Annotated in this window: 24 protein-coding genes; 15 read left to right on the top strand and 9 right to left on the bottom strand. The window is 62.7% G+C overall.

The genetic code is table 11. The features are described 5' to 3' along the window. Positions 1-139: 139 nt before the first annotated feature. A complete protein-coding gene (locus P1T08_01980; GenBank protein MDF1594856.1) occupies positions 140-1,474 on the bottom strand; it encodes a Glu/Leu/Phe/Val dehydrogenase in 1,335 nt (444 codons plus the stop codon). Positions 1,475-1,596: 122 nt separating this feature from the next. On the opposite strand from P1T08_01980, the gene ppk2 reads away from it, so the two are divergent. Further along, positions 1,597-2,421, top strand: a complete 825-nt coding sequence (gene ppk2, locus P1T08_01975) for a polyphosphate kinase 2 (protein MDF1594855.1) — start codon at positions 1,597-1,599, stop codon at positions 2,419-2,421. Between the two features lie 41 nt (positions 2,422-2,462). On the opposite strand, the gene P1T08_01970 is transcribed toward ppk2, so the two are convergent. Then, complete coding sequence (locus tag P1T08_01970) at positions 2,463-2,918, bottom strand: hypothetical protein (GenBank protein ID MDF1594854.1); 456 nt, start codon at positions 2,916-2,918, stop codon at positions 2,463-2,465. Between the two features lie 80 nt (positions 2,919-2,998). Continuing rightward, complete coding sequence (locus tag P1T08_01965) at positions 2,999-4,471, bottom strand: CapA family protein (GenBank protein ID MDF1594853.1); 1,473 nt, start codon at positions 4,469-4,471, stop codon at positions 2,999-3,001. Between the two features lie 69 nt (positions 4,472-4,540). Between P1T08_01965 and P1T08_01960 the strand changes: the two genes are divergently transcribed. Both P1T08_01960 and P1T08_01955 read left to right on the top strand, forming a co-directional pair. Next, positions 4,541-5,923, top strand: a complete 1,383-nt coding sequence (locus P1T08_01960) for a tryptophanase (protein MDF1594852.1) — start codon at positions 4,541-4,543, stop codon at positions 5,921-5,923. A gap of 90 nt (positions 5,924-6,013) precedes the next feature. Then, positions 6,014-6,679, top strand: coding sequence for a response regulator transcription factor (locus P1T08_01955; protein ID MDF1594851.1), 666 nt, complete (start codon positions 6,014-6,016; stop codon positions 6,677-6,679). Positions 6,680-6,730: 51 nt separating this feature from the next. Here the strand turns inward: P1T08_01955 and P1T08_01950 are convergent, their stop codons facing one another. Then, positions 6,731-7,204: a hypothetical protein gene (locus tag P1T08_01950; protein ID MDF1594850.1), complete on the bottom strand. Its 474-nt coding sequence runs from the start codon at positions 7,202-7,204 to the stop codon at positions 6,731-6,733. Between the two features lie 92 nt (positions 7,205-7,296). Between P1T08_01950 and P1T08_01945 the strand changes: the two genes are divergently transcribed. Beyond that, a complete protein-coding gene (locus P1T08_01945) occupies positions 7,297-7,881 on the top strand; it encodes a TetR/AcrR family transcriptional regulator (GenBank protein ID MDF1594849.1) in 585 nt (194 codons plus the stop codon). A 47-nt stretch (positions 7,882-7,928) separates the two neighbouring features. On the opposite strand, the gene P1T08_01940 is transcribed toward P1T08_01945, so the two are convergent. Both P1T08_01940 and P1T08_01935 read right to left on the bottom strand, forming a co-directional pair. Then, a complete protein-coding gene (locus P1T08_01940) occupies positions 7,929-9,143 on the bottom strand; it encodes an acyl-CoA dehydrogenase family protein (protein MDF1594848.1) in 1,215 nt (404 codons plus the stop codon). Between the two features lie 106 nt (positions 9,144-9,249). Then, the gene (locus tag P1T08_01935; GenBank protein ID MDF1594847.1) at positions 9,250-9,528 is read right to left on the bottom strand and encodes a WhiB family transcriptional regulator; all 279 of its coding nucleotides are present in this window, start codon (positions 9,526-9,528) and stop codon (positions 9,250-9,252) included. A 99-nt stretch (positions 9,529-9,627) separates the two neighbouring features. On the opposite strand from P1T08_01935, the gene P1T08_01930 reads away from it, so the two are divergent. After that, entirely contained in the window at positions 9,628-10,329 is a 702-nt protein-coding gene (locus tag P1T08_01930) for an ATP-binding cassette domain-containing protein (protein ID MDF1594846.1), read from the top strand. Further along, positions 10,326-11,111, top strand: a complete 786-nt coding sequence (gene fetB, locus P1T08_01925) for an iron export ABC transporter permease subunit FetB (protein MDF1594845.1) — start codon at positions 10,326-10,328, stop codon at positions 11,109-11,111. The genes P1T08_01930 and fetB overlap by 4 nt, the downstream gene beginning before the upstream one ends. Here fetB and P1T08_01920 read toward each other — a convergent pair. Then, positions 11,059-12,285 (bottom strand): MFS transporter, encoded by a 1,227-nt coding sequence (locus P1T08_01920; protein ID MDF1594844.1) that lies wholly within the window; start codon positions 12,283-12,285, stop codon positions 11,059-11,061. The two genes, fetB and P1T08_01920, sit on opposite strands and share 53 nt — an antisense overlap. A 74-nt stretch (positions 12,286-12,359) precedes the next feature. Between P1T08_01920 and P1T08_01915 the strand changes: the two genes are divergently transcribed. Beyond that, positions 12,360-13,694, top strand: a complete 1,335-nt coding sequence (locus tag P1T08_01915; GenBank protein ID MDF1594843.1) for a dipeptidase — start codon at positions 12,360-12,362, stop codon at positions 13,692-13,694. Between the two features lie 121 nt (positions 13,695-13,815). On the opposite strand, the gene P1T08_01910 is transcribed toward P1T08_01915, so the two are convergent. After that, positions 13,816-14,280, bottom strand: a complete 465-nt coding sequence (locus tag P1T08_01910; protein MDF1594842.1) for a tRNA (cytidine(34)-2'-O)-methyltransferase — start codon at positions 14,278-14,280, stop codon at positions 13,816-13,818. A gap of 2 nt (positions 14,281-14,282) precedes the next feature. After that, positions 14,283-14,942: an endonuclease NucS gene (gene nucS, locus P1T08_01905; protein MDF1594841.1), complete on the bottom strand. Its 660-nt coding sequence runs from the start codon at positions 14,940-14,942 to the stop codon at positions 14,283-14,285. Between the two features lie 70 nt (positions 14,943-15,012). On the opposite strand from nucS, the gene P1T08_01900 reads away from it, so the two are divergent. The 8 genes from P1T08_01900 to P1T08_01865 all read left to right on the top strand — a co-directional run bounded on the left by P1T08_01900 (position 15,013) and on the right by P1T08_01865 (position 22,415). Continuing rightward, positions 15,013-15,450 (top strand): nitroreductase family deazaflavin-dependent oxidoreductase, encoded by a 438-nt coding sequence (locus P1T08_01900; protein MDF1594840.1) that lies wholly within the window; start codon positions 15,013-15,015, stop codon positions 15,448-15,450. 187 nt (positions 15,451-15,637) lie between these two features. Then, entirely contained in the window at positions 15,638-16,249 is a 612-nt protein-coding gene (locus P1T08_01895) for a DUF2975 domain-containing protein (protein ID MDF1594839.1), read from the top strand. A gap of 2 nt (positions 16,250-16,251) precedes the next feature. After that, on the top strand, positions 16,252-16,458 hold the full coding sequence (locus P1T08_01890) for a helix-turn-helix transcriptional regulator (GenBank protein ID MDF1594838.1): 207 nt from the start codon (positions 16,252-16,254) through the stop codon (positions 16,456-16,458). 50 nt (positions 16,459-16,508) lie between these two features. Then, positions 16,509-17,246 carry an ABC transporter ATP-binding protein gene (locus P1T08_01885; GenBank protein MDF1594837.1) on the top strand — a complete coding sequence of 246 codons (738 nt, stop codon included), beginning with the start codon at positions 16,509-16,511 and terminating at the stop codon, positions 17,244-17,246. A 2-nt stretch (positions 17,247-17,248) separates the two neighbouring features. Further along, positions 17,249-19,795 carry an FtsX-like permease family protein gene (locus P1T08_01880; protein ID MDF1594836.1) on the top strand — a complete coding sequence of 849 codons (2,547 nt, stop codon included), beginning with the start codon at positions 17,249-17,251 and terminating at the stop codon, positions 19,793-19,795. Positions 19,796-19,963: 168 nt separating this feature from the next. Then, positions 19,964-20,524 (top strand): YceI family protein, encoded by a 561-nt coding sequence (locus tag P1T08_01875; protein MDF1594835.1) that lies wholly within the window; start codon positions 19,964-19,966, stop codon positions 20,522-20,524. A gap of 88 nt (positions 20,525-20,612) precedes the next feature. Further along, entirely contained in the window at positions 20,613-20,912 is a 300-nt protein-coding gene (locus P1T08_01870) for a hypothetical protein (GenBank protein MDF1594834.1), read from the top strand. Between the two features lie 6 nt (positions 20,913-20,918). Further along, positions 20,919-22,415: an AAA domain-containing protein gene (locus tag P1T08_01865; protein MDF1594833.1), complete on the top strand. Its 1,497-nt coding sequence runs from the start codon at positions 20,919-20,921 to the stop codon at positions 22,413-22,415. Positions 22,416-22,485 lie beyond the last annotated feature (70 nt).

Raw genomic sequence — 22,485 nt, 5'->3', positions numbered from 1 at the left:
GCCCATCGCCGTAGGCAGAGGTCCGTGTATGTGAGATTGTCTCCAGGCGCCGGTAAAACCTAGAACTCAGAACCTAGAACCGCCCACCCGCCAACCCGCGACCCGCGACAAGGGACTCGCGACTAGGGACTCGCGACTCTCAAGGCCATACCCCGCGCTGAGTGATCGCGGCTCGACATCGACGCATGGCGATGACGTACGCCGCCACCCGCAGTGTCGGCACTTCGAGGACCGGCGCCTCCGGTTGAGCGCCGTGCCAGGCGGCTTGATATCGGCCCAGCCCTTCGGCCAGTTGGGCCCGTTCGACGAGAATGTGGTCGGTGGCCTTCTCAATACGATCGCGAAGGCGCGTGAGTGTTTCGTGGTAGTCCCAGTCCTGGTTCTCGAGGTTTTGTACCCACTCGAAGTATCCGGCAACTATCCCACCGGAGGCGGCGACAACATCGGGGAGAACCCGGACACCGCGTTGCCGGAGAATACGATCCGCAGCAGGTGTTGTCGGGTAGTTGGCCGCCTCCACGATGAGGCGTGCGCGGATGGCCGGAGCGTTGTGTTCCGTAATCTGGTTCTCGAGCGCGGCCGGGATCGCGATGTCAACCGGCAACTCGAGCAAAGCTCCGGGACTCAGCTCCTGAGCGCCGGGGAACCCGCCCAACCGGCCCGTCGCCCTTCGGTGTTGTTCAACTGCCTCGACGGCGAGCCCTTGCTCCCGGTATATGGCACCGGTCGAGTCGGCCAGCCCGACGATCAACGCACCGCCCCCGGCGAAGAGACGCGCGACGCCCGCCCCCACATCTCCGAAACCCTGAATAGCGACTGTCGCCCCATCGAGTCCCTCGAGTCCCGGGACGTATCCAAACTCGAGGATCCGTCGGGTGGAGGCCAGAACACCGTGCGCCGCCGCCTCGCTTCCCAGCGGTGAACCGCCGAGATCGGTTGGTTTCCCGGTTACCACGGCACGGTTGTTTTCGCCGGGGTGCAGGACGGAGTAGGTGTCATAGACCCAGGCCATCGTCTGCTCGCTCGTGTAGAGATCGGGTCCCAGGATGTCTTTGTAGGGCCCGATCGTGTCGCCGAGAGTGGCGACATACCGCCTCGTGATCCGACGACGTTCCTCCTCGGAGAGGATGGTGGGGTCGCACCGGACTCCCCCATGTGCCCCTCCAAACGGAATAGCCGCCATCGCCGACTTCCAGGTCATCAACGCCGCCAGCGCCCGGCAGTCGCTCTCGTCGACCGCCGGATGAAAGCGGATACCTCCCTTGGCGGGCCCCCTGGCAGCTGAATCCAATACCCGATACCCCTTGAACACATGGACAAAGCCATCGTCCATCACAATCGGAATGGTCACCTGGAGCACGTGATCCGGCTCGCTCAGCCACTCTGAGGTTCCCCGCCAACCATGGAGCTCTGACGAAAAGGGCACGGCGGCCGCGAATCGGTCCTGCGCGGCACGGAGAAGTTCGTGTGTCATCAATTGTCCTTCTACACCTCCAATTGCCACCTGCATAGAGCCAAATGAAAGCATTTGCTTCCCAAGCGGCGTCACCGGCGCGGCCTCTAGGCTGTTCCTACGTAGACAAGGAGCAGCGATCGATGACCGACCACTCCCCACCAACCGGCGAGCCGACGACCACAGCAACCGGCAAGCTCAAGAAGAAGTACTACGAGGCGGAGTTGCAGCGACTCCAGGTCGAACTCGTCAAGCTTCAGGAGTGGATCAAGGATCGAGGTCTGAAGGTCGTTGTCATCTTCGAGGGCCGGGACGCGGCGGGGAAGGGCGGCGTCATCAAGCGGATTACCGAGCGCTTGAATCCGAGAGTGGCGCGAGTCGTTGCCCTACCGCAGCCGACCGAGCGAGAGAAGACCCAGTGGTATTTCCAGCGGTACGTGCAGCACCTCCCGGCCGCAGGCGAGATGGTCCTGTTCGACCGAAGCTGGTACAACCGGGCCGGCGTCGAGCGTGTCATGGGTTTCTGTACCGAGGACGAGTACCGGGAGTTCCTCCGCTCATGTCCGGAATTCGAACGAATGCTGGTGCGGTCCGGCATCATTCTCTTGAAATACTGGTTCTCAGTCAGTGACGAGGAGCAGGAACGGCGTTTCCAATCGCGAATCGAGGATCGCACGAAGCGCTGGAAACTCAGCCCCATGGATCTCGAGTCGCGGCGCCGGTGGATCGAGTACTCAAAGGCCAAGGACGAGATGTTCGCCCACACCGACATCAAACAGGCGCCCTGGTTCGCCGTGAACTCCGACGACAAGCGGAGGGCTCGCTTGAACGCGATCAGCCACCTTCTGGCGAGCATCCCCTTTGACGACTTGACTCCCGAACCGATAGTTCTGCCGCCGCGCGATGACGCATTCTCGTACGTGCGGCCGCCGATGGATGATCAAACGTTCGTGCCGGAGGTGTACTGAGTCGAGAGCTTCAAGCGCAGGGCCGTTGACTCACGGCCCTGTCAATCCACGCCTCCGATGTCGACGTTGAAGGCCCGGTAGACGAGGTCGGCTCCCTTCTGGCGGTGACGGCTCAGCTTGCCGAGCAACTCCAATGTGGCAATGCGGATTTCATCGCCGGCCTCATCGGGTTCATCCACCGGGACGGCTCCCACCATGTGGATGATGTCGCCGATCCGGGCGTCCATCTCCAGGTGATCTTTGCGCAAGAGCTTGACCAGGTTCGAGAGGCGAGGTGCCTGATGCACGATATCGGCGAGAAGCCCGTCGTCACTCTCGACCGCGTTCGTGTGGTCGGCCAGAGCCGCCCGAAGACGGTGCAGTTCGCCGTCTACGAGCTCGCGCCAAGCGACCCCTCTGCCGACCGGAGAGGCAATCGCGAACTCCAGCCCGGCTGCCGCGTCAAGCAGAACAGCTCGATGTCTCCCTGCTGCGCTCAGCGCTTCATTGTCGCCCACGGTGCACCTCCTTTGCGGATGCGATCTCAGTGCTACCTCCACGATGACAGACGGAGGCGGTCCCGGTAAAGGGCCAATTGTCACGGTATCGGCGCCACCATGCCGGCGATAGACTCGTCGAGCGCCGAGAGAGCCTCGAGAGTCCTCTGCCAGGATTGCTCGAGGGCAATGCGGTCCTGTTGGCCGAGTTCAGTGCCCAGCTCGATCGATATCGGGACGATCCGGTACGAACCCCGTTCGACCTTCGTTGGCACAAACTCGATCTCTGCGACTGAGAACCCGTCGACTCCCTCGACCACGTCGAGAACCGCGATAACGCCGTCCTGGGTTGGCAGGCTGAAGAACTGGTTCGAGACCAGATTGCCGAGACCGTACAACACGAACTTCCCGTTGATCTTCTCGACGGCCTGCACGACATGGGCGTGATGGCCGATAATCACGTCGACATCCGGTGAGGCAAGCAGAGCCTCTGCGATCCCCCGCTGGTAGCTGCTGGGCAAAGGCTGATACTCGTTGCCCCAGTGGAGGCTGACGGCGATGAACTCAGCCCCCAGCTCACGGACCTCGGCGGCGTCGGCGATGATCTGCTCTTCATCGATCAGGTTGACGAGCCATGGTTGATCGGCGGGCAGTCGAAATCCGTTTAGCCCGTACGTATACGAAAGGTGGGCAACCGTCACCCCTTCAACGTCGTACATCCACCACGACGGACCGTCGGCGAGGTCGGTGGTGCCGGCACGACCGAGCCCGGCCTCGTCTATCACCCCGAGCGTGCTCAAGACCCCGGTCGTTCGCTTGTCGAATGAATGATTCGAGGCAGTCGAACAGCCGTCATACCCCGCCACCACCACCGCCTCGGCGACTTCCCGGGGGGAGTAGAAGACCGGATACGACGAGAGTGCGGCATTGTCCGACGACAGAGGCGTCTCGAGATGGCAGAGCCCGAGATCAACGGCGGAGATGATGGGTTTGATGTCGGCAAACATCGGATCGAAGTCGAACCCACCGTCGCCGTCGTTGCGGGCGGCCTGGCTCATCAGAGGCGTGTGGGGAAGAATATCCCCGGTGGCGGCGATGCTGAACGATCTCCTGGCCTGAATCTCAGGCAACTCGAGGTGAGCTGCCGAGGAGAGCATGACGGCCAGGGTGGCCCGATCGATCGGGGCCTCTCCGCGCCGCATGCTCACCAGCCCGGGGAGCGGGACTGCAAGTGCCGCCGCAACCGCTGAAACCGGAATCGAAACAGCGGAACAGAAAGAGCTCCCGCACGAGAGCCTCGACCGCCCGGTTCCCATAGCCCGAACGATCCCACGGTCCACGTCGGTCCACGATGCCCGACTAGAGGGGCAGAAGCGATCGGGATGGGCAGAATCACATCCGTCGAGATATCCAGCCGCGAAGGCCGCCTCGATATAGGACTCCGCCGGATGCCCGTCGTCATCGACGAACGTTCCGCCGGGGCCCAGATCGGCGAGGGCTACGGCCACGCCGCCGTCAACGGCCAGGCTCGCAACCACCAGCGAGACGACTAGAAGAAGAGTTCGCACAGGCATTTCGCCACCGAGGATACCGTCGCGGTGGTCAATTCATCGTGGCAGACTCCGCAGGAGAGAGGAAGGTCCATGCCATACCGAACCATCATCGAACCATTCCGCATACACAGCACCCAGGAAATCAACCTCCCGACGAGGGACGAACGTGAGGAGGCATTGGGGCGAGCCGGTTTCAACTTGTTCGGCCTTCACGCCGACGAAGTCATCATCGACCTCCTCACAGATTCAGGAACCGGAGCGATGTCCGCCAAGCAGTGGGCGGGAATGATGGTCGGCGACGAGTCGTACGCCGGCAGCAGGTCCTTCTACCGCTTTCTCGAAACAGTCCAGGGCATCACCGGACTCGCGGAAATAATCCCAACCCACCAGGGACGAGCAGCCGAACGGATCTTGTTTTCAGTCATGGTCAAATCCGGCGATGTTGTCCCGAACAACACCCATTTCGACACCACCCGGGCCAACGTCGAATACCAGGGGGCGGAAGCGCTCGACCTCGTGATCGCCGAGGGTCGCGATCCGTCGACGAACCACCCTTTCAAAGGGAACATGGACGTCGAGGCCCTCGAGCGCACGATTGCGGAGGTCGGCGCCGATCGCATCCCGCTGGTAATGGTGACCGTGACCAATAACTCCGGAGGCGGGCAACCCGTTTCCATGGAGAACTTGCGCTCCGTGCAAGAGGTATGTCATCGCTACGGCATCCCCTTTTTCCTGGATGCGTGCCGGTTTGCCGAGAACGCCTGGTTCATCAAGCTGCGCGAGCCCGGATACGAAGATCACACTCCCCGGGAAATCGTGGCCGAGATGTTCTCGCTCGTCGACGGGTGCACGATGTCCGCCAAGAAGGATGGGCTGGCCAACATCGGCGGGTTCCTGGCGATGAACGATCCCTCGATGGCAATCGCCTGCCGCAATCTGCTCATCCTCACGGAGGGGTTCCCAACCTACGGAGGACTGGCCGGATACGATCTCGAGGCAATCTCGCAAGGCCTCGAAGAGGTACTCGACGAGCGGTACCTTCGCTACCGGATCCGATCGACCGAGTACCTCGCAGACAAGGTGGCGGCCGCCGGCGTTCCGATCGTGCGTCCGGCCGGTGGACATGCGGTGTACCTCGATGCCAAGGCCTTCCTTCCGCATATTCCTCCGTCGGAGTATCCCGCCCAAGCTCTGGCAGTCGAGTTGTACCGCGATGGTGGCGTTCGGGGAGTCGAGATCGGATCGGTGATGTTCGGGGCGGTGCACGACGACGGAACCGAGACGCCGGCTCAGATGGAGCTAGTGCGACTGGCGATACCCCGCCGCACCTACACGCAGAGCCACATCGACTACGTCGGCGAAGTCGTGTTGTCCGTTGCCGAGCGGGCCGGTTCGATCGGCGGTTACCGGATCGTTGAGCAGGCACCGTGGCTCCGCCACTTCACGGCGCGGTTTGAGCCAGTTGGCAAGTAGGCAGTAGGCAGTAGGCCATAGGCGATTGGCAATTGGCAATTGGCACCTGGGGATCCCGCTTTCGGCCCGTGATGCGTTAACCTGCCGCGGATGACGATCCGGGTACTTCTTGCCGACGACCACGCGCTGGTGCGCGGCGGCCTGCGCGCCCTCCTCGAGGCCGAACCGGATATCGAAGTCGTCGCCGAGGCGGAAACTGCGGCCGGGGCCGTCGAGATGGCCGGTGAGGTCCGACCCGATCTCGTGGTCCTCGACGTCAATCTCCCCGATGGATCCGGGGTGGACGCCTGCCGCCGGATCCGAGCCAAGTGGAGCGATATCCAGGTCGTCATGCTCACCGCCTTCGCCGACGAGCAGGCCTTCGTTGACTCCGTCGGCGCCGGTGCCCTCGGTTTCGTTCTCAAACGAACGCGATCCTCGGATCTGCTGGCGGCCGTGCGCAAGGCAGCCGCCGGTGAGTCACTTCTCGATTCCGAACTCAGCGACCGCATCTTCTCGAGAGCGCACGCCGGGCGGGAATCGGATCCCCTTCTGGCGGAGTTGTCTCCCCAGGAACGCAAGATCCTCTCCCGGATCGCCGACGGCAAGACCAACAGGGAAATCGCAGCAGAGATGTATCTGGCCCAGAAGACCGTCAAGAACTACGTTTCGAATCTCCTGCGCAAGCTGCAGATGAACAATCGGGCTGAGGCGGCCGCCTACGCCGCCCGATTGGAGGCGCTCAGGGAATCGGATCAAGAAGCTTCCGATTCCTAGGTTCTCGATCGTCCGACAGCTCTCGCCCGGTGTCGGGCGCCGATTGCCTGCCTACTCTCTCTCCAAGGCTTCGCTGATCCTGTCGACGAATCCCTTGACGCTGCTCTCAGCGAGGCGATGCATGACGACCTTGTCGAGTGCTCGGCCAAGCGCTCCCATCGGTGGGGCGTATGTTCCACGAAAGGCGAGCTGGGTGTACTCGGGTCCGACCCCGGCCATGATCAGATTGCCTTCCATTCTCGGAAAGAGCGCCGTAGGCCCGGTTGCCTCCCAGACAATCGGAACCGTCGTCTCTGCTCGACCCGCCACCGGGTCGCCGACGCGCATCCGAACGGTCTTCGCCACAGTGGCCGGTCCGCTCCCGACCGATATGTTGGCCCTCAGCTCTTCGCCCTCCCGATAGGCAGACTCCGCCCATGAGCTGAAGCGTGAGAAGAACGATCGAAATCGAGGCTCGATGACTTCGAGCGGCCGTTCGAGTTGCACGTAGTAGTAGATGAACACGGTCTGATCGAACCAAACCATCGGCTCGCAGCTGCCGCAAGGGCCAAAAGTCACGCCAACCCGGGCACGGTCGTCCAGCCCCCAGGCGGCCTACCAGTTGGTAACGTGTACAGATGACCACCCGTCTCCCGGCCCAGGAACGGCGACAGCAGCTGCTGGACGTTGCTCTGCAGGTCTTCTCCGGCGCCGGTTATCACGCCACGACAATGGACGACATCGCCGCCACTGCCGGCGTGACCAAGCCGGTCCTTTACCAGCATTTCAGCTCAAAACGCGCCCTCTACCTCCACCTCGTCGACGATGTCGGCGATCGGATGGCCAGGGCGATTACGGACAGCACCTCGCGAGCCGATTCTCCACGCCGGCAAGTTGAGGTGGGAATCGGCACCTACTTCCACTTCATCGCCGATAATCGGGCCGCCTTTCTCCTCCTGTTCGAAGGGGCAGATCGCACCGACCAGGATGTGGCGGATGCCATGAGCCGCATCGAAGACAGCATGGCCGAGTTGGTCGCTCCCCTGATTGCGGCGGGCATCGACGCAGATCAGCAACGTGCGCTTGCGTACGGAATCGTCGGAGCCGCAGAGGCGGCCGGCCGTGCATGGGCTACCGGGAAGCTCAGAACCGACCTGGATTTACTCGCAGTGGAGATCGCGGAACTGGCCTGGTCGGGCCTCCGGGGAATCTCGAGGCATTGACACCCGTCTGAATCGGGCTCTCAGCCGCAGATGAAACCCCGCCGGGCTCACACGATCCGCATCCCCGAAATCGCACGAGCCACCACCAGCCGCTGGATCTCGCTCGTCCCTTCGAAGATCGTGAATATCTTGGCGTCACGCGCCCAGCGCTCAACCGGATGCTCCCGCACATAGCCGGCACCACCGAGAATCTGGATCGCCTCCTCAGTGGTTCGAACCGCCACTTCCCCTGCCTTGAGCTTCGACATCGAACCTTCACCGGCCTCAAAGGGCTTGCCGTTGCGCGCCATCCAGGCCGCTCTCCAGACCAGCAAACGGGCCGCATCGATTTCTGTTCTCATGTCGGCGAGCTTGAACGCGATTGCCTGGTTCATGATGATCGGACGGCCGAACTGGACGCGTTCCTTGGCGTAGGCCAGGGCGTATTCGTATGCGGCCCTCGCTACACCGAGCGCCTGGGCTCCGACAACCGGGCGCGACGACTCGAACGTCGACATGGCCCCGTGCTTTCTGGAGCTCTTGCCTTCTCGCGCTCTGGCGAGTCGGGCGTCGAGCTTCTCTTTTCCACCGAGCACCATCCGCTCCGGAATGCGAACGTCGTCCAGGACGACTTCCGCCGTGTGCGAAGCGCGAATTCCGTGCTTCTTGAACTTCGAACCCTGCGACAAACCCGGAGTGTCCGGCGGAATAACGAAGGTTGCCTGTCCCCTGGAGCGCAGCTCCGGATCAACCGAGGCCACCACAACGTGGACATCGGCAATACCGCCGTTGGTGATCCATGTCTTGGTTCCGTTCAACACCCACTCATCGGCAGCTTCATCGAATACGGCCCGGGTCCGGAGCGCCGACACGTCCGATCCGGCATCGGGTTCGCTCACCGCGTAGGCGGCAAGTTTCGGATCGTCGGGAGTGCCAAAGCACTGCGGAACCCATTCGGCGACTTGATCGGGACTGCCGACGGCGGTGATTCCGGCGACGGCCAGGGTGCTGCCGAATATCGCCAGGCCAATCCCCGCATCGCCCCAGAACAGCTCCTCAGAAACCAGGGGCATCATAAGCCCGGTTGGATCAGCGAAGGCGTTGAGGAAGAACTCAAACGAGTACAGCCCGATCTTGGCGGCCTCCTGGATGATGGGCCAGGGCGTCTCTTCACGCTCGTCCCACTCCTCGGCTGCAGGGCGAACGACCCCTTCTGCGAAATCGTGCACCCATTTCTGCAGTTGCAGCTGGTCTTCATTGAGTTCGAGAGAGAAATCTGTCATCGCTGCTCCTCGATGTTTAGTTACTACATAGTAACTAAACATCGAAGAAGAAACCAGCGGTCCTTCGAAACAAAGAGTGAGGCCGGGCTCGCCGCCCCGGGGAGGCTCAGCTCGCTCTGCGCCGCGCCGCCACCCACCGGCGCCGCTCCATCCGCCGCTCCATCGAAGTCAGGCCACCCCAGATGCCTTCCGTCTGGCCGGTCTCAATCGCGTAGGCGAGGCAGTCGGCCTTCACGGGACATCCCGCGCAGACCGCCTTGGCCGCATTGACGAACGACTTCTCAGCTTCGTTGACGGGGAAAAAGAGATCGTCTTCACGGCCTGCACACGCAGCCAGCTCACGCCATTCCCGGCCGATTTCCACCAGCGTGTCGTTTTCGAACATGCGCAATCCTTCCATGAGCCTGACATAACGCTCACGATTCCCGGATTGTTCCCGCCCCGATGAATCCCCGGTCGCGCCGGCGCTCCTATCGTTGCGGGGATGGTGTTCGAGTTCGACAACGTGGTGATGAGCGGCGCCAACGGGACCAGGCGGCTATCGGTCGCCGATCTGCGACTCTCCTCAGGCGGTATGACGGCGATCGTCGGCCCTTCGGGAGCCGGCAAGTCCACGCTGCTACGACTGTGCAATCGCCTCGAGGTCCCCGACCGAGGGGTGATCCGCTTCCACGGTCGATCGCTCACCGACCTACAGGTACTGGAACTGCGTCGGGCGGTCGGCATGGTGTTTCAAGAGCCGGTCCGGTTCGCGGGCACCGTCTTCGACAATCTGCGAGAAGCCGACCCTGATCTCGACGCGTCGGCAGCCGCGCGGTTGCTGGAACGAGTCGGCCTCGACCCATCCTTCGTCAACAGGACCGCCGATGAGCTCTCCGGCGGGGAAGCCCAGCGTATGTGCATCGCACGTGCACTGGCGACCGGTCCGGAGGCGCTGCTGATGGATGAGCCGACGTCGTCGTTGGATCCCGCAGCAACCCGCACAATCGAAGATCAGGCGATGGCTTTGGCCGCGGCCGGCATGCCCATCCTCTGGGTCACCCACGATACGGCACAAATGAACCGGATCGCTTCTCACGTTGTCTGCCTGGTCAATGGACGGGTCGCCTATGAGGGGACCGCGGCCGGATTGATGGCATCCGCCGATCCGAGTATCGCCGCCTACCTTGCAGAGCAGCAATCATGACCGCAGACGTCACAACCGTCGGCCTGATCGCCTCTCTGCTCCTGGTCGTCGTAGCGATCGCTATGTCTGCGAGCCAGCGTCTCGGGCTCGAACGAGACATCATCTGGGCAACGGTTCGCTCCCTCGTCCAGTTGTTGTTCGTCGGCGCCATCCTGGCCTTCGTCATCGATCCGGAGCAGCCGCTGATCCTTTCGTGGGGTTGGGTCATCGCGATGGTGGCGTTCGCCGGTGTTGTCGTACGCCGCCGGGCACCTGAAATACCGGCGCTCCTTCCGCTCGGATTGCTGGCTATCGGAGCCGCGGCCGGAGTGACCCTGGTGGTCATATTCGGACTCGGGGTGTTCCCACTCGAGGGGCGCACCCTGGTCCCGCTCGCCGGCATGATGATCGGTAACTCCATGAACGCCACCGTTCTGGCGGCTCGCCGGGTGATCGACGAGTTCCGGGACCACCGCGCTGAGGTCGAGGCTCGTCTGGCGCTCGGCCAGTCGTCCTCCCAGGCGAGTCGCCGCCATCTCCGTTCCGCCCTTCGCACCGCGCTCACACCACAAATCGAAACGACCAGGGCCGTGGGTTTGGTCTTCCTGCCAGGCGCAATGACCGGGTTGATCCTGGCGGGGGTCGACCCGATCGAGGCGGTGCGGGTTCAAGCCGCCATCATGTATCTCATCCTGGGATCGGTGGCGACCACAGCCACCGTGATGACCCTTGGAGTTGGCAGGCGGCTCTTCACGGCCGACCACCGGCTGATCGATTTGCCGCGGCCCGCCGAGCGCTCCTGACCTCGGACGCACTTCGTCCTGCCATCCAGGTCACGAGCGCGGCAAGAGCCATCGTGATTGTCAGACCGGCCATCGGGAGTTGGTAGCTACCCGTGACGTCGCGCAGGATCCCAACACCGGCCGGAAAGACCGCACCGAACACTGCGGCTACCGACCACTGCACTCCCAGGATCCGACCGTACGCCGATCCGGAATACCACGAGGACATGACCATCGCTCTGAGCGGAAGCATCACACCGAACGAGACGCCGAACAGGAGGAAATGCGCGCCCATCTGCCACCCGGCTCCAACGAACACCGCCAGAGCAAGTGCAAGTGCGAGGGCAGCCATTCCCGAGGCATGAACGGAGGTGGGCCGCCGTCTGCCCGCCACATACGGCGAGGCATATCGGCCGGGAAGGCTCAACGCTGAAGCAACCGCCGCCCACATCGCCACCGAGGCGACGGCGAAACCGGCTTCTTCGAAGCGGGCGACCCGGTGGGTGATGATCGCCTGCATGGTGCCGAAGCTGAGCAGCATTCCGATCGTGTACATCACGAACCGACGATCGGAGAGAAGGCGGCGCACCGAAAAGGGAGCCGATGGAGCCTGCCCGACCCGCCCGGCGCCTGACGGAAGAAATACCAAGGAAGCAACACCACCGACGATGAGCAGAATGCCGCCGAGGGCGAAGGCGGCGCCTCGCCAGCCGAACCAGGTGACGAAGCGTTCTGTGAGAGGTATGAAGATCATGCCGGACACTCCCCCGATGACGGTCAACGTGGCAAGTGCACGGGCGCGATGTCGGGCCGAGAACCACTGGTCAACGGCGACGAAGGCCGGTTCGTAGTAGGTCATCGCGCCGGCCGGACCGATCAGCAGCCACCAGGCGGCCAGTACGTGCCACGGCTCCTGAGCAAACGAGAACGCCAGCAATCCGAGGAAGCCGACGACGGACCCCACACCGAAGACGAGGCGAACCCCGCGCCGGTCGGCGAATCTCCCGATTGGGAAGGCCAGGAGTCCCCCAACGAGTGCTGCACCTCCGTATCCGAGGGAGAGAATCGTCGTGCTGAAGTCGGCGCCTGCAGCATCTGCGGTCAGGAATACCGAGAAGCCGTAGAACATGGCGCCGAACGCCACCATCACGATCAGTGCGATGGCAACGATCGCCGACCACGAGAAGCGCTCCATGACGGTGAGGGTAGATCGAACGGGGCCGTCGGCACGGCGGCGGACGCCGGTTCTGAGCCCATTAGCCTTTCCTCATGCACGACGATCTCCGCTCTGCCATCGATAACCTGTTTCCCTCCCTCCAGGCGACCCTCGAAGACCTCGTCCGGATTCCCTCGATCAGCGCACCGGGCTTCGACCCATCCCGCCTCCGCAGTTCCGCCGACGCCGTCGCAGCCCTCCTGACTGAGGCCGGATTCGACGACGTTCGCTTGTTGGAGGTGGATGGCGCCCACCCGGCCGTCTTCGCGGAGATTCCGGCGCCCGACGGCGCTCCAACCGTCTTGTTGTACGCCCACCACGACGTGCAGCCGGTGGGCAATCTCGATGATTGGGACCGGGATCCGTTTGAACCAATCGAGGAGAACGGGCGCCTGCTGGGTCGGGGATCATCCGATGACAAGGCCGGCATCGTTGTGCATCTCGGCGCCGTCAAGGCGCACGGCGGGAGACCCCCGGTAGGGGTCAAAGTCATCGTCGAGGGGGAAGAAGAAGTCGGCTCGACCCACCTCGGCGAGTTCCTGGGTCAGTACCGCGACCTGCTGGCGGCGGACGTCATCGTCATCGCCGACTCCGGGAACTGGCGGGTCGGTCAACCGGCGCTGACCACATCACTCCGGGGCTTGGCCGACTGCACGGTCGAGGTCAGGACGGCTCGATATGCGATTCACAGCGGTCAGTTCGGGGGCGTGATACCCGATGCCCTGACTGTGCTGGCGCGCCTCCTCGCCACCCTGCACGATGCAGACGGCAACGTTGCCATTCCGGGTTTGGTTTCCGGTGTTGCCGACGACCTGGATCTGACCGAAGAGGAACTGCGGGCTCAAGCAGATACGGTCGAGGGTCTGATGTTGATCGGATCGGGTTCGCTCACTTCGAGGATGTGGAGGCAACCGGCAGTGGCCGTTCTGGCTATCGACGCCCCATCGGTGCGTGATGCGGTCAATGCTCTGGTGCCGGTGGCGCGAGCCAAGGTGAGCTTGCGAGTCGCGCCCGGTGACGATCCGAGACGCGCCATGAGCACACTGGTGGCGCATCTGGAACAGCACGTCGACTGGGGAGCCGAGGTGACGGTGACGCCCGGCGCCATGGGCCAGGCCTTCGCCCTCGAGACGTCCGGTCGAGTGACGGACGCGTTTCGGACTGCCTTCGAAGAAGCGTGGGGGCGGGAAACGGTCGACATGGGGGTCGGCGGCTCGATCCCGTTCGTGGCCGCCTTTTCTGAGGCCTACCCGGATGCAACGATCCTCTTGACGGGCGTCGCCGATCCGACCAGCAGAGCCCACGGACCGAACGAGAGCGTCGACCTCGACGATGTCCGCAAGGGTGCCCTTGGAGAGGCGATCGCCCTCCGCCTCCTCGCCAACTGAACTCTTCTCCGCAATGCAATGGCGCGTCACACACCATTGCATTGCGCAGAAAAACCCGCTCACTTTCTCAGCAATACAGTGGCGCGTCACACACCATTGCATTGCGGAGAAACCCCCAGATCTAGACGCCGCCTGCGAAGTCGTGCCGTTTCCACGCCTCGAACAACACCACCGCCACCGCGTTCGAAAGATTGAGGCTGCGCGATCGGGGCAACATGGGAATCCGAACGCGACGATCCACGAGAGGCAGACCCAACACTTCGTCGGGGAGGCCGTCCGACTCCGGGCCGAACAGCAACGCGTCGCCCCGTTGGTAGTCGACGTCCGAATACCTGTTCTCGCCGTCACGCGTAAAAGCGATCACCCGGCCGGGAGCCACTACAGCCACGAAAGCTTCTATCGACTCATGTTCCCGGACGTCGGCCCACTCCCGGTAGTCGAGTCCGGCCCTCCGCAGCTTGGTGTCCTCAAGGTCGAATCCCAACGGGTGGATGAGGTGCAATACCGTGCCGGTGTTGGCGCACAGGCGCATGATGTTGCCGGTGTTCGGAGGGATCTCCGGCTGGTAGAGAACCACGTCGAACACGTTCAGAACAACCGGAGCGTATTCGATTCTGCGCCCCGCAGATCGTCGTAGTCCACCTCGACGCACATGATGCCCCGTGCGTCGGCAACCACCTTGGCTTGCGGGGTGATCGACTGGGCGGCGAAGATCCCACGCACCGGTGACAGCCGGGCGTCAAGGTTGAGCCGCTCCAGGTAGCGAGCGAGTTGCTCGACGCCGTCGATGTCGCCACGCCGTTTGATCTCGACCGCCACGGTGCCGCCTGCCCCATCCGTGCACAGGAGATCGACAGGGCCGATGTCGGTGAAGAACTCGCGCCGGATGAGTTGCAGACCATCTTCCAACACCCCCGGTTGGTCGGCCAGCAACACCTGGAGATGGGCCTCAACACCGTCCTTCTGGAGACCGGGATCCTCGCCTAGCTCGATCGTCACGTCGGAGAGGACCTCCCCGAGTCGGATCGTCAGGCGTTCCCCCTTCGGATTCGTCACAACCCACTCGTCGTCGAACTCCTCGAGATAGTTCGGGGCGTTCATCCAGTTGAGCGGCTTGTAGGCGCCGCCGTCGGCGTGCACGGCGACACACCCATCCGCTTTGACCATTATGAGACGGACGGCGGGAGGCAGGTGTGCGTTGAGCCGTCCCTCATAATCAACACAGCATTTGGCCACGACCAATCTCACGGCACGAGCGTAGCCAGTCGTGAGCAACTCGTCGGCGGCTGTAGGGAGCCAACGCTGTATCTTCTCCCCTATGCATGACAAGGCTGCCAAGCATCTCTCCACGTTTCACACCCTCCTCTATCGCGCAACGCGGGGACGGATCGGCCGGCGTCTCCTCGACAACGACATGCTCCTGCTGACCACGCGAGGCCACACGACCGGTAAGGCCCACACGGTGCCGTTGCTGTACCTCGAGAACGGCACCTGCCCGGTCGTGATCGCATCCTGGGGCGGGAGACCCAACCATCCCCACTGGTACCGGAACCTCCTTCACACACCCGAGGCCGAGGTCCGCCTTCCGGATGGCTCCTTTCGGGTGATTGCCAGGACCGCTTCCGGGGAGGAGAGAAGAGACTGGTGGCCGAGGATCGTCGCGGCATACGCTGGATACGAGGCCTACCAATCGCGAACCGATCGTGAGATACCGGTCGTATTCCTGGAACGAACTTCGAACACGCAGGACAAGTAGCTCCGATCGGCCGCTCCTCCGGCAGCGCGAGCCGCAACGTACGGGGCGTACCAGAGCGTTTCTCATATCGCCGGCGGGGAGAGAAGGCAGCCCCGATTGGCAAGGGTTCACTTGATCCACATTCTTTATCAATATGTTGACCGATAAACGATAAGCTCTTATTGTTTATCAATAAGGAGGTTTGGACATGCAGACAAGACTCCCTCGCCTCTTGCGGGGATTCACCACCTTCGCGATTGCCTTGTTGACCGTCGTGACCGTCGCCATAGTCGTCTTCGCGACGGTCCTCATCGGGACCGATGAGTCCGGATCGGCGGAACTGGCGGTTCCCATTCAATTCAAAATCGACTCCGACGCCTATTCGCTGACCAGCGACGGGTGGGGAGACGGGACGATCATCCGCGCATCCGGAGAGGCCAACTTCGACGACCCGGGAATCGGCCTGGCGATTGCCGCCGGCGGAACGATCCTCGCCGGCCTGGCGGCGGCTTTCATAGCGCTGATACTCATGCGCAGGATCTTCAGCACGATGATGGTCGGCACCCCGTTCCTACCCGAGAACGCTAGACGCATCCGCTGGCTCGGATACATGGTCATAGGAGGCGCACTCGTCGAACAGATAATCGAGATCGGACTCGGTCTGCTGGTGCTCAACAGTATCTCGAGCACAGGGCTCGACATCGACTACCACTTCGATCTCAACCTGGCCGCCGTGTTCGTCGGCTTGATCATCCTCGCCCTGGCTGAGGTCTTCAGGCACGGAACCGCGCTGCAGGCCGACGCTGATCTCACGGTGTAGCCATGACAATCTCCGTACATCTCGACCAACTGCTCCTCGATCACAAGATGACACTCACCGAGCTCGCCGATCGAGTCGGCATCACCGTCGCCAATCTCTCGATCCTCAAGACCGGCAAAGCCCGCGCGGTGCGTTTCTCGACTCTCGAGGCAGTCTGTCGCGAACTCGACTGTCAGCCGGGTGATGTCTTGAGATTCTCTCCCGAGTAGGGACAACTCTCCATTCGCGAGAGAATGGACAAGACGAAAGAGGTAGCTCTGTGACAGAACCCAATTCAGCCGCCGCCTCGGCACGCGGCCTAACCAAGATCTTCGGTGAGGGCGAGACGGCCGTCACCGCCCTCGACAACGTAGACGTCACCTTCGAGGCAGGCCGATTCACCGCAATCATGGGGCCATCCGGATCAGGAAAATCAACCCTCCTCCACTGCATGGCCGGACTCGACAGAGTCACTGAGGGGCAGGTCTTCATCGGCGACGTAGACCTCACAGATCTGGCCGACAAACGGCTGACACACCTCCGGCGCGACAAAGTGGGCTTCGTATTCCAGGCGTTCAACCTGGTGCCGACGTTGAACGCTCGTGAAAACATCACCCTCCCGATGGACATCGCCGGCCGTAAGCCGGACGCCGATTGGCTGGCCCACGTAATCGACATCCTCTCTCTCAGCGATCGCCTGTCTCACAAACCGTCAGAACTGTCCGGGGGCCAGCAGCAACGCGTCGCGGCTGCCAGGGCGCTTGCCAGTCGCCCGGAAATCATCTTCGCCGATGAACCCTCCGGCAACCTCGATTCGAAATCCGGAACCCAACTGCTCCAGTTCATGGAACAAGCCGTGGAGGATTACGGACAGACGATCGTGATGGTCACGCACGACCCGCTGGCCGCGGCCCACTCAGACCGCGTTGTCTTCCTCGAGGACGGCCATATTGCCGGCGACATGCTCGACCCGACCGCCGAGCGGATTCTGGATCGCATCAAGACGCTGGAAGGCTGAGCATGCTTCGGGCGGCTTTCAAGAACATCTGGGCTCACAAGATCAGATCAGGGCTTCTTTCGCTGGCAATCCTGGCCGGAGTCAGCTTCGTTGTCGCCGCCTTCGTGTTCACAGACACAATCGGCGAGGCATTCGACGATCTCTTCTCCGAGGCATTCGCGGCCACCGATATCCAGGTGCGGCGGGAAGTGGACCCCGATCTGAGCTTCGGGCTGCCCGAGCGGATGCCGGAGGACCTCATCGAACAAGTGAAGAACATCCCCGGCGTCGAAGGCGCCTGGGGAACCGTGTTGTCGCCGTACGGTCAGATCCTAGACGCACAGGGCGATCTCCTTCCGACCGCCGGACCTCCTACTTTCGTGACGTCGTGGTCGGGAGGCCCTTCGCAGTTCACGATTCGCGACGGCCGGCCTCCGGTGGGGGCGTCGGAGCTGATGCTCGACGTCGGCACGATCGAACGTGCCGGCTTCGCAGTTGGAGACACGGTTGAGATGCTCATAGGCGGACCAAAGCTGAGTTTCACGCTCGTAGGAAGCCTCGGGTTCGGCGAAGCCGACAATCTGCTGGGGACTAGCTGGGCCTTGTTCGACCTCGAGACCGCTCAGCAGCTTCTCGACGCCACGGGCCAGGTCGATGCGATCGAGATAACAATCGAGCCGGCCGGTGACCTGGATACCGTCATCGAGGCCGTTGACGCGGTTCTGCCGTCGGGGATCGAAGCTGTGAGCTCCCAGAGTGTCGCCGAGGAGCAGACGTCGCAGGTCAAAGAGGGCCTGGGATTCCTGAACACCCTTCTGCTCGCTTTCGCCGGCATCTCCCTTTTCGTAGGTGTATTCGTCATCTACAACGCCTTCAGGATCGTTGTCGCCCAGCGCACCCGGGAGCTGGGCCTCCTGCGTGCGATCGGCGCGACCCGTGGCCAGGTGACTTCATCGGTGCTATTCGAATCCGCAGTCACCGGACTCATAGCCTCTCTGTTCGGTGTCGGGGCCGGGGTGTTGTTGGCGATGGTGATGCAGGTCCTGATCGAAGTGGCGTTCGGGGGCGACCTGCCTTCAGGCGGCCTTCAGCTGCAGGTGCGTACCGTCGTCGTGGCTCTGGTCACCGGGCTCACAGTCACCATGATCTCCGCCCTCTTGCCGGCAATCCGGGCGTCGCGCATCTCCCCCATGGCCGCGCTGCGCGACGTGCCGACCGTCGGCACGAGAAAGTCCTGGCGCAATCGAGTGATCGGAGGGACGCCCATCGCCCTGCTGGGTACGGCCGCAATTGCAGGCGGGCTGACCGGGCTGGACGTTGCCGATCTGTCTCCGGCGCTTCTGGTGGGAATCGGAGCCGGCCTCGTGTTCATAGGCACCTACGTTCTGAGCCCGCTGGTGGCAAGACCGGTTGCTCGCCTGATCGGGGTCCCGATGCGCGCTCTGTCGAACGCCACCGGAAATCTCGCCCAGCGTAATGCTGCAAGAAGTCCGCGTAGGACCGCGGCCACAGCCGGAGCACTGATGATCGGCCTCGCACTCGTGGCGACTGTTTCAATCCTCGCCGCTTCGACGCGGGACACCGCGACCAGCGCTATCGAGGAGGCCTTCACCGCCGACCTGCTGCTACAACCGCCCGGCTTTGGTTTCATCGGTTTCAGCTCGGAAGCCATATCCGCGGTGGCGACCCTCGACGGCGTCGATCTGATCACCGGAGTGCAAGCAGGACCGGCGAAAGTGCTTGGTTCGACGACCCTCATAGCTGGTGTGGATCCCACCGTGGTAGGCGAGTTCCTCAGCGTCGAAACAGTCGATGGATCATTCGAGGGCCTCGGCGGCAATCTGATAGCCACGACCCAATCTGTCGCTGATGACAAGGGTCTGGAGCTGGGCGACCCGATCGACGTCGGCTTCGCACGGACGGGAGCACAAGAGTTCGAACTGGCGGCCATCATCGACATTGCCAGCGCCACCGATGTGTCGTGGTTCATGGCCACCACCACTTTCTCCGCCAACTACATCGAAGACACGATCACACAGGCCTACGTCCGGCTGGCAGAAGGGGTATCGATCGAGAGTGGCAGGACGGCAATCGAGGCCGCCCTCGAGCCGTTCCCAGGCATTCAGGTGATCGATCAAGAGGAGTTGCGCGACCAGATTTCCTCTCAGATCAACCAGGTCGTGTACCTGATCTTTGGGCTGCTGGCGATGTCGGTCTTCATCGCCCTGCTCGGCATTCTCCTGACTCTGTTGCTGTCGGTCTATGAACGCACACATGAGATCGGCCTTCTCCGAGCTATCGGCATGAGCAGACCACAAGTGAGGAACATGATCGGATTGGAGTCGGTCATCATCGCGATCTTCGGCGCATTGCTCGGTGCCGGACTCGGCATGGCTTTCGGGTGGGCGCTGGTGGCGGCACTAGCTGATCAGGGACTCGAGCTCAGCATCCCGTGGGGATGGCTCGCCACCGGCATCGTCGGTGCGGCGGTGGCCGGCATCCTGGCGGCCGCCTGGCCGGCGTTCCGGGCCTCGAACCTGGATGTGCTCGAGGCGATTTCGTACGAGTAACCGATCGTTGCAGAGGTTCTAGGTTTTGGTTTTGGGTTGTAGACCTACCGATACCTCGGCGTGCTCGCTGCAGCCGGTTGCCGTGACTCGGCCAAAGATCTCCGTCAAAGTCATGTTGAGTCTTGCGTATGGTAAAATCATTGAACGTTCAAGTAAAAGGAGAACCTGATGAGCACTCGCACCATTGACACCCGGACCGTACCGGCCACCGGAACCTGGGTCATCGATCCCTCACATAGCACCATCTCCGCCGTCGCCCGCCATCTCGTCGTTTCGAAGGTTCGGGGAACATTCGGGGACTTTGCCGGCACCATCATCGTTACGGAGGATCCGGCTGAATCCGTGGTCGAATTCACCATCCAAAGCGCCAGCATCACCACCAATGCGGAGGATCGCGACACCCACCTGCGGTCCCCCGACTTCCTCGACACCGAGAACTACCCGCAACTCACCTTTGTCGGCACCTCAGTAACGCCACAGGACGGACATTGGAATCTCGCCGGCGATCTGACCATGCGGGGTGTCACCCATCCGATCGAGATCGACTTCGACTTCCTCGGTGTGTTCGCCGACCCATGGGGAAACCAGAAGGCCGCCTTCACCGGTTCAGCCACGCTCGTGCGCGAACAGTGGGGCGTCAACTGGAACGCTCCACTCGAGGCCGGTGGCCTACTCGTTTCGAAGAAGCTCGAAATCGAACTCGAGATCCAGGCCGCGCTTCAGTCCTAGACCGGCCCACGGAGATATCAAGGAGCGCCCGGGCAACCGGGCGCTCCTTGATGTAGGTTTTCCGATCGAGCGACTCAAGGGGACCACAATGACCGTCACGCTTGCCATCGGAACCTCCAAGGGGGCGTTCTTTCTTCGCTCCGACGACCGCCACCACTGGGACATTGGGGAACCCGCCTTTCCGGGCTGGAAAGTCACAGCCTTCAATCGCACACCGAACGGTGAGTACCTACTGGCAACTGCCAGCAACTGGTTCGGGGCGGCCCTGCATCGAAGTGCAGATCTCAACGAGTGGGAACAAGTCGTGGCCGGGCCGGGCTGGCCGGAGGGCTCGGAAAGGCCACTCACCCAGATCTGGACTCTGACCTCGGTTGGTCGGCGGACCTAGGCGGGAGTGGACGAAGCTGGACTGTTCGCCAGCGACGACGACGGTGCGACCTGGCATCCGATCGAGCCATTGAACGAACATGCGACCCGCTCGAGTTGGGAACCGGGGCTCGGCGGACTGTGCGCTCATCACATCCTTGCCCATCCGGGCGACCCGCAGCGATTGTGGGTGGGGATCTCTGCCGTCGGCGTGTTCCGGACCGACGATGGCGGCGAAACCTGGCAGCCGAAGAATTCCGGTGTAACCGGTCCAAGCGATGAGGCAAGCGGTAGTGGCTGGTGTGTTCACGGCCTCACACTCGATCCCGAGCATCCCGATCGTCTCTGGCGCCAGGAACACACCGGCGTCTACTGCTCAATCGACGCGGGCGACTCGTGGCAGCGGATTGAGACCGGGCTACCTGCATCGTTCGGCTTCCCGATGGTGAGCGATCATCGATCCGGACGGTTGTTCGTCGCACCTCTGCGGAGCGACGAGTTCCGTCTGCCGGTCGATGGCCGCCTCCGGATCTTTCGCTCGGACAATCAGGGAGACACCTGGGTGGAGTCGGGCACCGGCCTCCCCGACCAGACCTACACCACCGTCTTGCGCGGCGCCATGGTCGCCGACCAGCTCAATCCGGGCGGCGTCTACTTCGGCACAACCGGTGGCGCCGTGTACGGAAGCGCCGACAACGGCCAAACTTGGGATCGGTTCTACGGCGGCCGGTTGAAGTTGATGACCCAGCACCCGGCAACGGAGTCCAGGGACGCCATTCAACTGATGTACACCGCCGGCCGGCGCGATAGAGCAGGGGTGAACGAAGCCGAGGTTGTCGCGGTGAGAACTGAAGTGGAACGTCTCGCCGGCGCGGGAGCAACCAGTATCGGCGTTGTAACCCCGTTCCGGGCCCAAGCCGACGCGCTCGAGCAAATGCTGCTCGATGTCTTCGAGCCGGAAGATACCGAGCGGCTCGGACTGCGCGTGGGTACGGTGCATGCATTCCAGGGGAATGAACGGGATTTCGTGGTTGCGTCACTGGCTATGACCGACGACGAACTCGGCACCGGACTTCGATTCGTCGAGAACCCGAACTTGTTCAATGTGATGGTCACGCGAGCGAGATCCGGGATGACCGTTGTTCATTCGTTCGCGGCCGATGCTCTGCCGGCCGGCCTACTCAAGGACTACTTCAGGCACGGTGACCATCCTCCGCGTCCGTCAGAATCGACTGCTCGGCCGGACGGCTGGGCCGGAGAGATATTCGACGAGCTTCGTCGTTTCCGTGTCGAAGCAGTCGCCGACTACCCGGTGGCCGGTTGGACCGTTGACCTGGCCGTGGGCCGGGGCAGGGGGGCCTTTGGCGTGGTGTGCAGGGTTCATCCCGACGGCCCTGACGCGCACATCGAGCGGCATATGGCGCTGCGCAGGGCCGGCTGGACCATCACCGACGCTCATCAGAGCCGCTGGCTCAGCCGTCCAGACGCGATTGCAGAAGAACTGGCCAAACGGGCGCTGGACTGATCTCACCCTGGCTCGTTGCCGGCCGCGAGATCTCTCCGGCCATCCCACCCGCTCCGAGGTGGATTGGCAC

The sequence above is a fragment of the Acidimicrobiia bacterium genome (assembly GCA_029210695.1).
In the GTDB taxonomy this organism is placed as follows: Bacteria; Actinomycetota; Acidimicrobiia; order Spongiisociales; family JAHEDJ01; genus JAHEDJ01.
This window is presented reverse-complemented; position numbering and strand designations above follow the sequence as displayed.

What these genes read in the sequence shown, in the direction of transcription:
- P1T08_01955 (MDF1594851.1), top strand. Translation starts at nt 6,014, where the DNA reads ATGACGATCCGGGTACTTCTTGCCGACGACCACGCGCTGGTGCGCGGC.
- ppk2 (MDF1594855.1), top strand. Translation starts at nt 1,597, where the DNA reads ATGACCGACCACTCCCCACCAACCGGCGAGCCGACGACCACAGCAACC.
- P1T08_01940 (MDF1594848.1), bottom strand. Translation starts at nt 9,143, where the DNA reads ATGACAGATTTCTCTCTCGAACTCAATGAAGACCAGCTGCAACTGCAG.
- P1T08_01880 (MDF1594836.1), top strand. Translation starts at nt 17,249, where the DNA reads ATGCTTCGGGCGGCTTTCAAGAACATCTGGGCTCACAAGATCAGATCA.
- P1T08_01960 (MDF1594852.1), top strand. Translation starts at nt 4,541, where the DNA reads ATGCCATACCGAACCATCATCGAACCATTCCGCATACACAGCACCCAG.
- P1T08_01895 (MDF1594839.1), top strand. Translation starts at nt 15,638, where the DNA reads ATGCAGACAAGACTCCCTCGCCTCTTGCGGGGATTCACCACCTTCGCG.
- P1T08_01890 (MDF1594838.1), top strand. Translation starts at nt 16,252, where the DNA reads ATGACAATCTCCGTACATCTCGACCAACTGCTCCTCGATCACAAGATG.
- P1T08_01935 (MDF1594847.1), bottom strand. Translation starts at nt 9,528, where the DNA reads ATGTTCGAAAACGACACGCTGGTGGAAATCGGCCGGGAATGGCGTGAG.
- P1T08_01950 (MDF1594850.1), bottom strand. Translation starts at nt 7,204, where the DNA reads ATGGTTTGGTTCGATCAGACCGTGTTCATCTACTACTACGTGCAACTC.
- P1T08_01980 (MDF1594856.1), bottom strand. Translation starts at nt 1,474, where the DNA reads ATGACACACGAACTTCTCCGTGCCGCGCAGGACCGATTCGCGGCCGCC.
- P1T08_01900 (MDF1594840.1), top strand. Translation starts at nt 15,013, where the DNA reads ATGCATGACAAGGCTGCCAAGCATCTCTCCACGTTTCACACCCTCCTC.
- P1T08_01920 (MDF1594844.1), bottom strand. Translation starts at nt 12,285, where the DNA reads ATGGAGCGCTTCTCGTGGTCGGCGATCGTTGCCATCGCACTGATCGTG.
- P1T08_01930 (MDF1594846.1), top strand. Translation starts at nt 9,628, where the DNA reads ATGGTGTTCGAGTTCGACAACGTGGTGATGAGCGGCGCCAACGGGACC.
- P1T08_01870 (MDF1594834.1), top strand. Translation starts at nt 20,613, where the DNA reads ATGACCGTCACGCTTGCCATCGGAACCTCCAAGGGGGCGTTCTTTCTT.
- fetB (MDF1594845.1), top strand. Translation starts at nt 10,326, where the DNA reads ATGACCGCAGACGTCACAACCGTCGGCCTGATCGCCTCTCTGCTCCTG.
- P1T08_01875 (MDF1594835.1), top strand. Translation starts at nt 19,964, where the DNA reads ATGAGCACTCGCACCATTGACACCCGGACCGTACCGGCCACCGGAACC.
- P1T08_01945 (MDF1594849.1), top strand. Translation starts at nt 7,297, where the DNA reads ATGACCACCCGTCTCCCGGCCCAGGAACGGCGACAGCAGCTGCTGGAC.
- P1T08_01965 (MDF1594853.1), bottom strand. Translation starts at nt 4,471, where the DNA reads ATGCCTGTGCGAACTCTTCTTCTAGTCGTCTCGCTGGTGGTTGCGAGC.
- P1T08_01915 (MDF1594843.1), top strand. Translation starts at nt 12,360, where the DNA reads ATGCACGACGATCTCCGCTCTGCCATCGATAACCTGTTTCCCTCCCTC.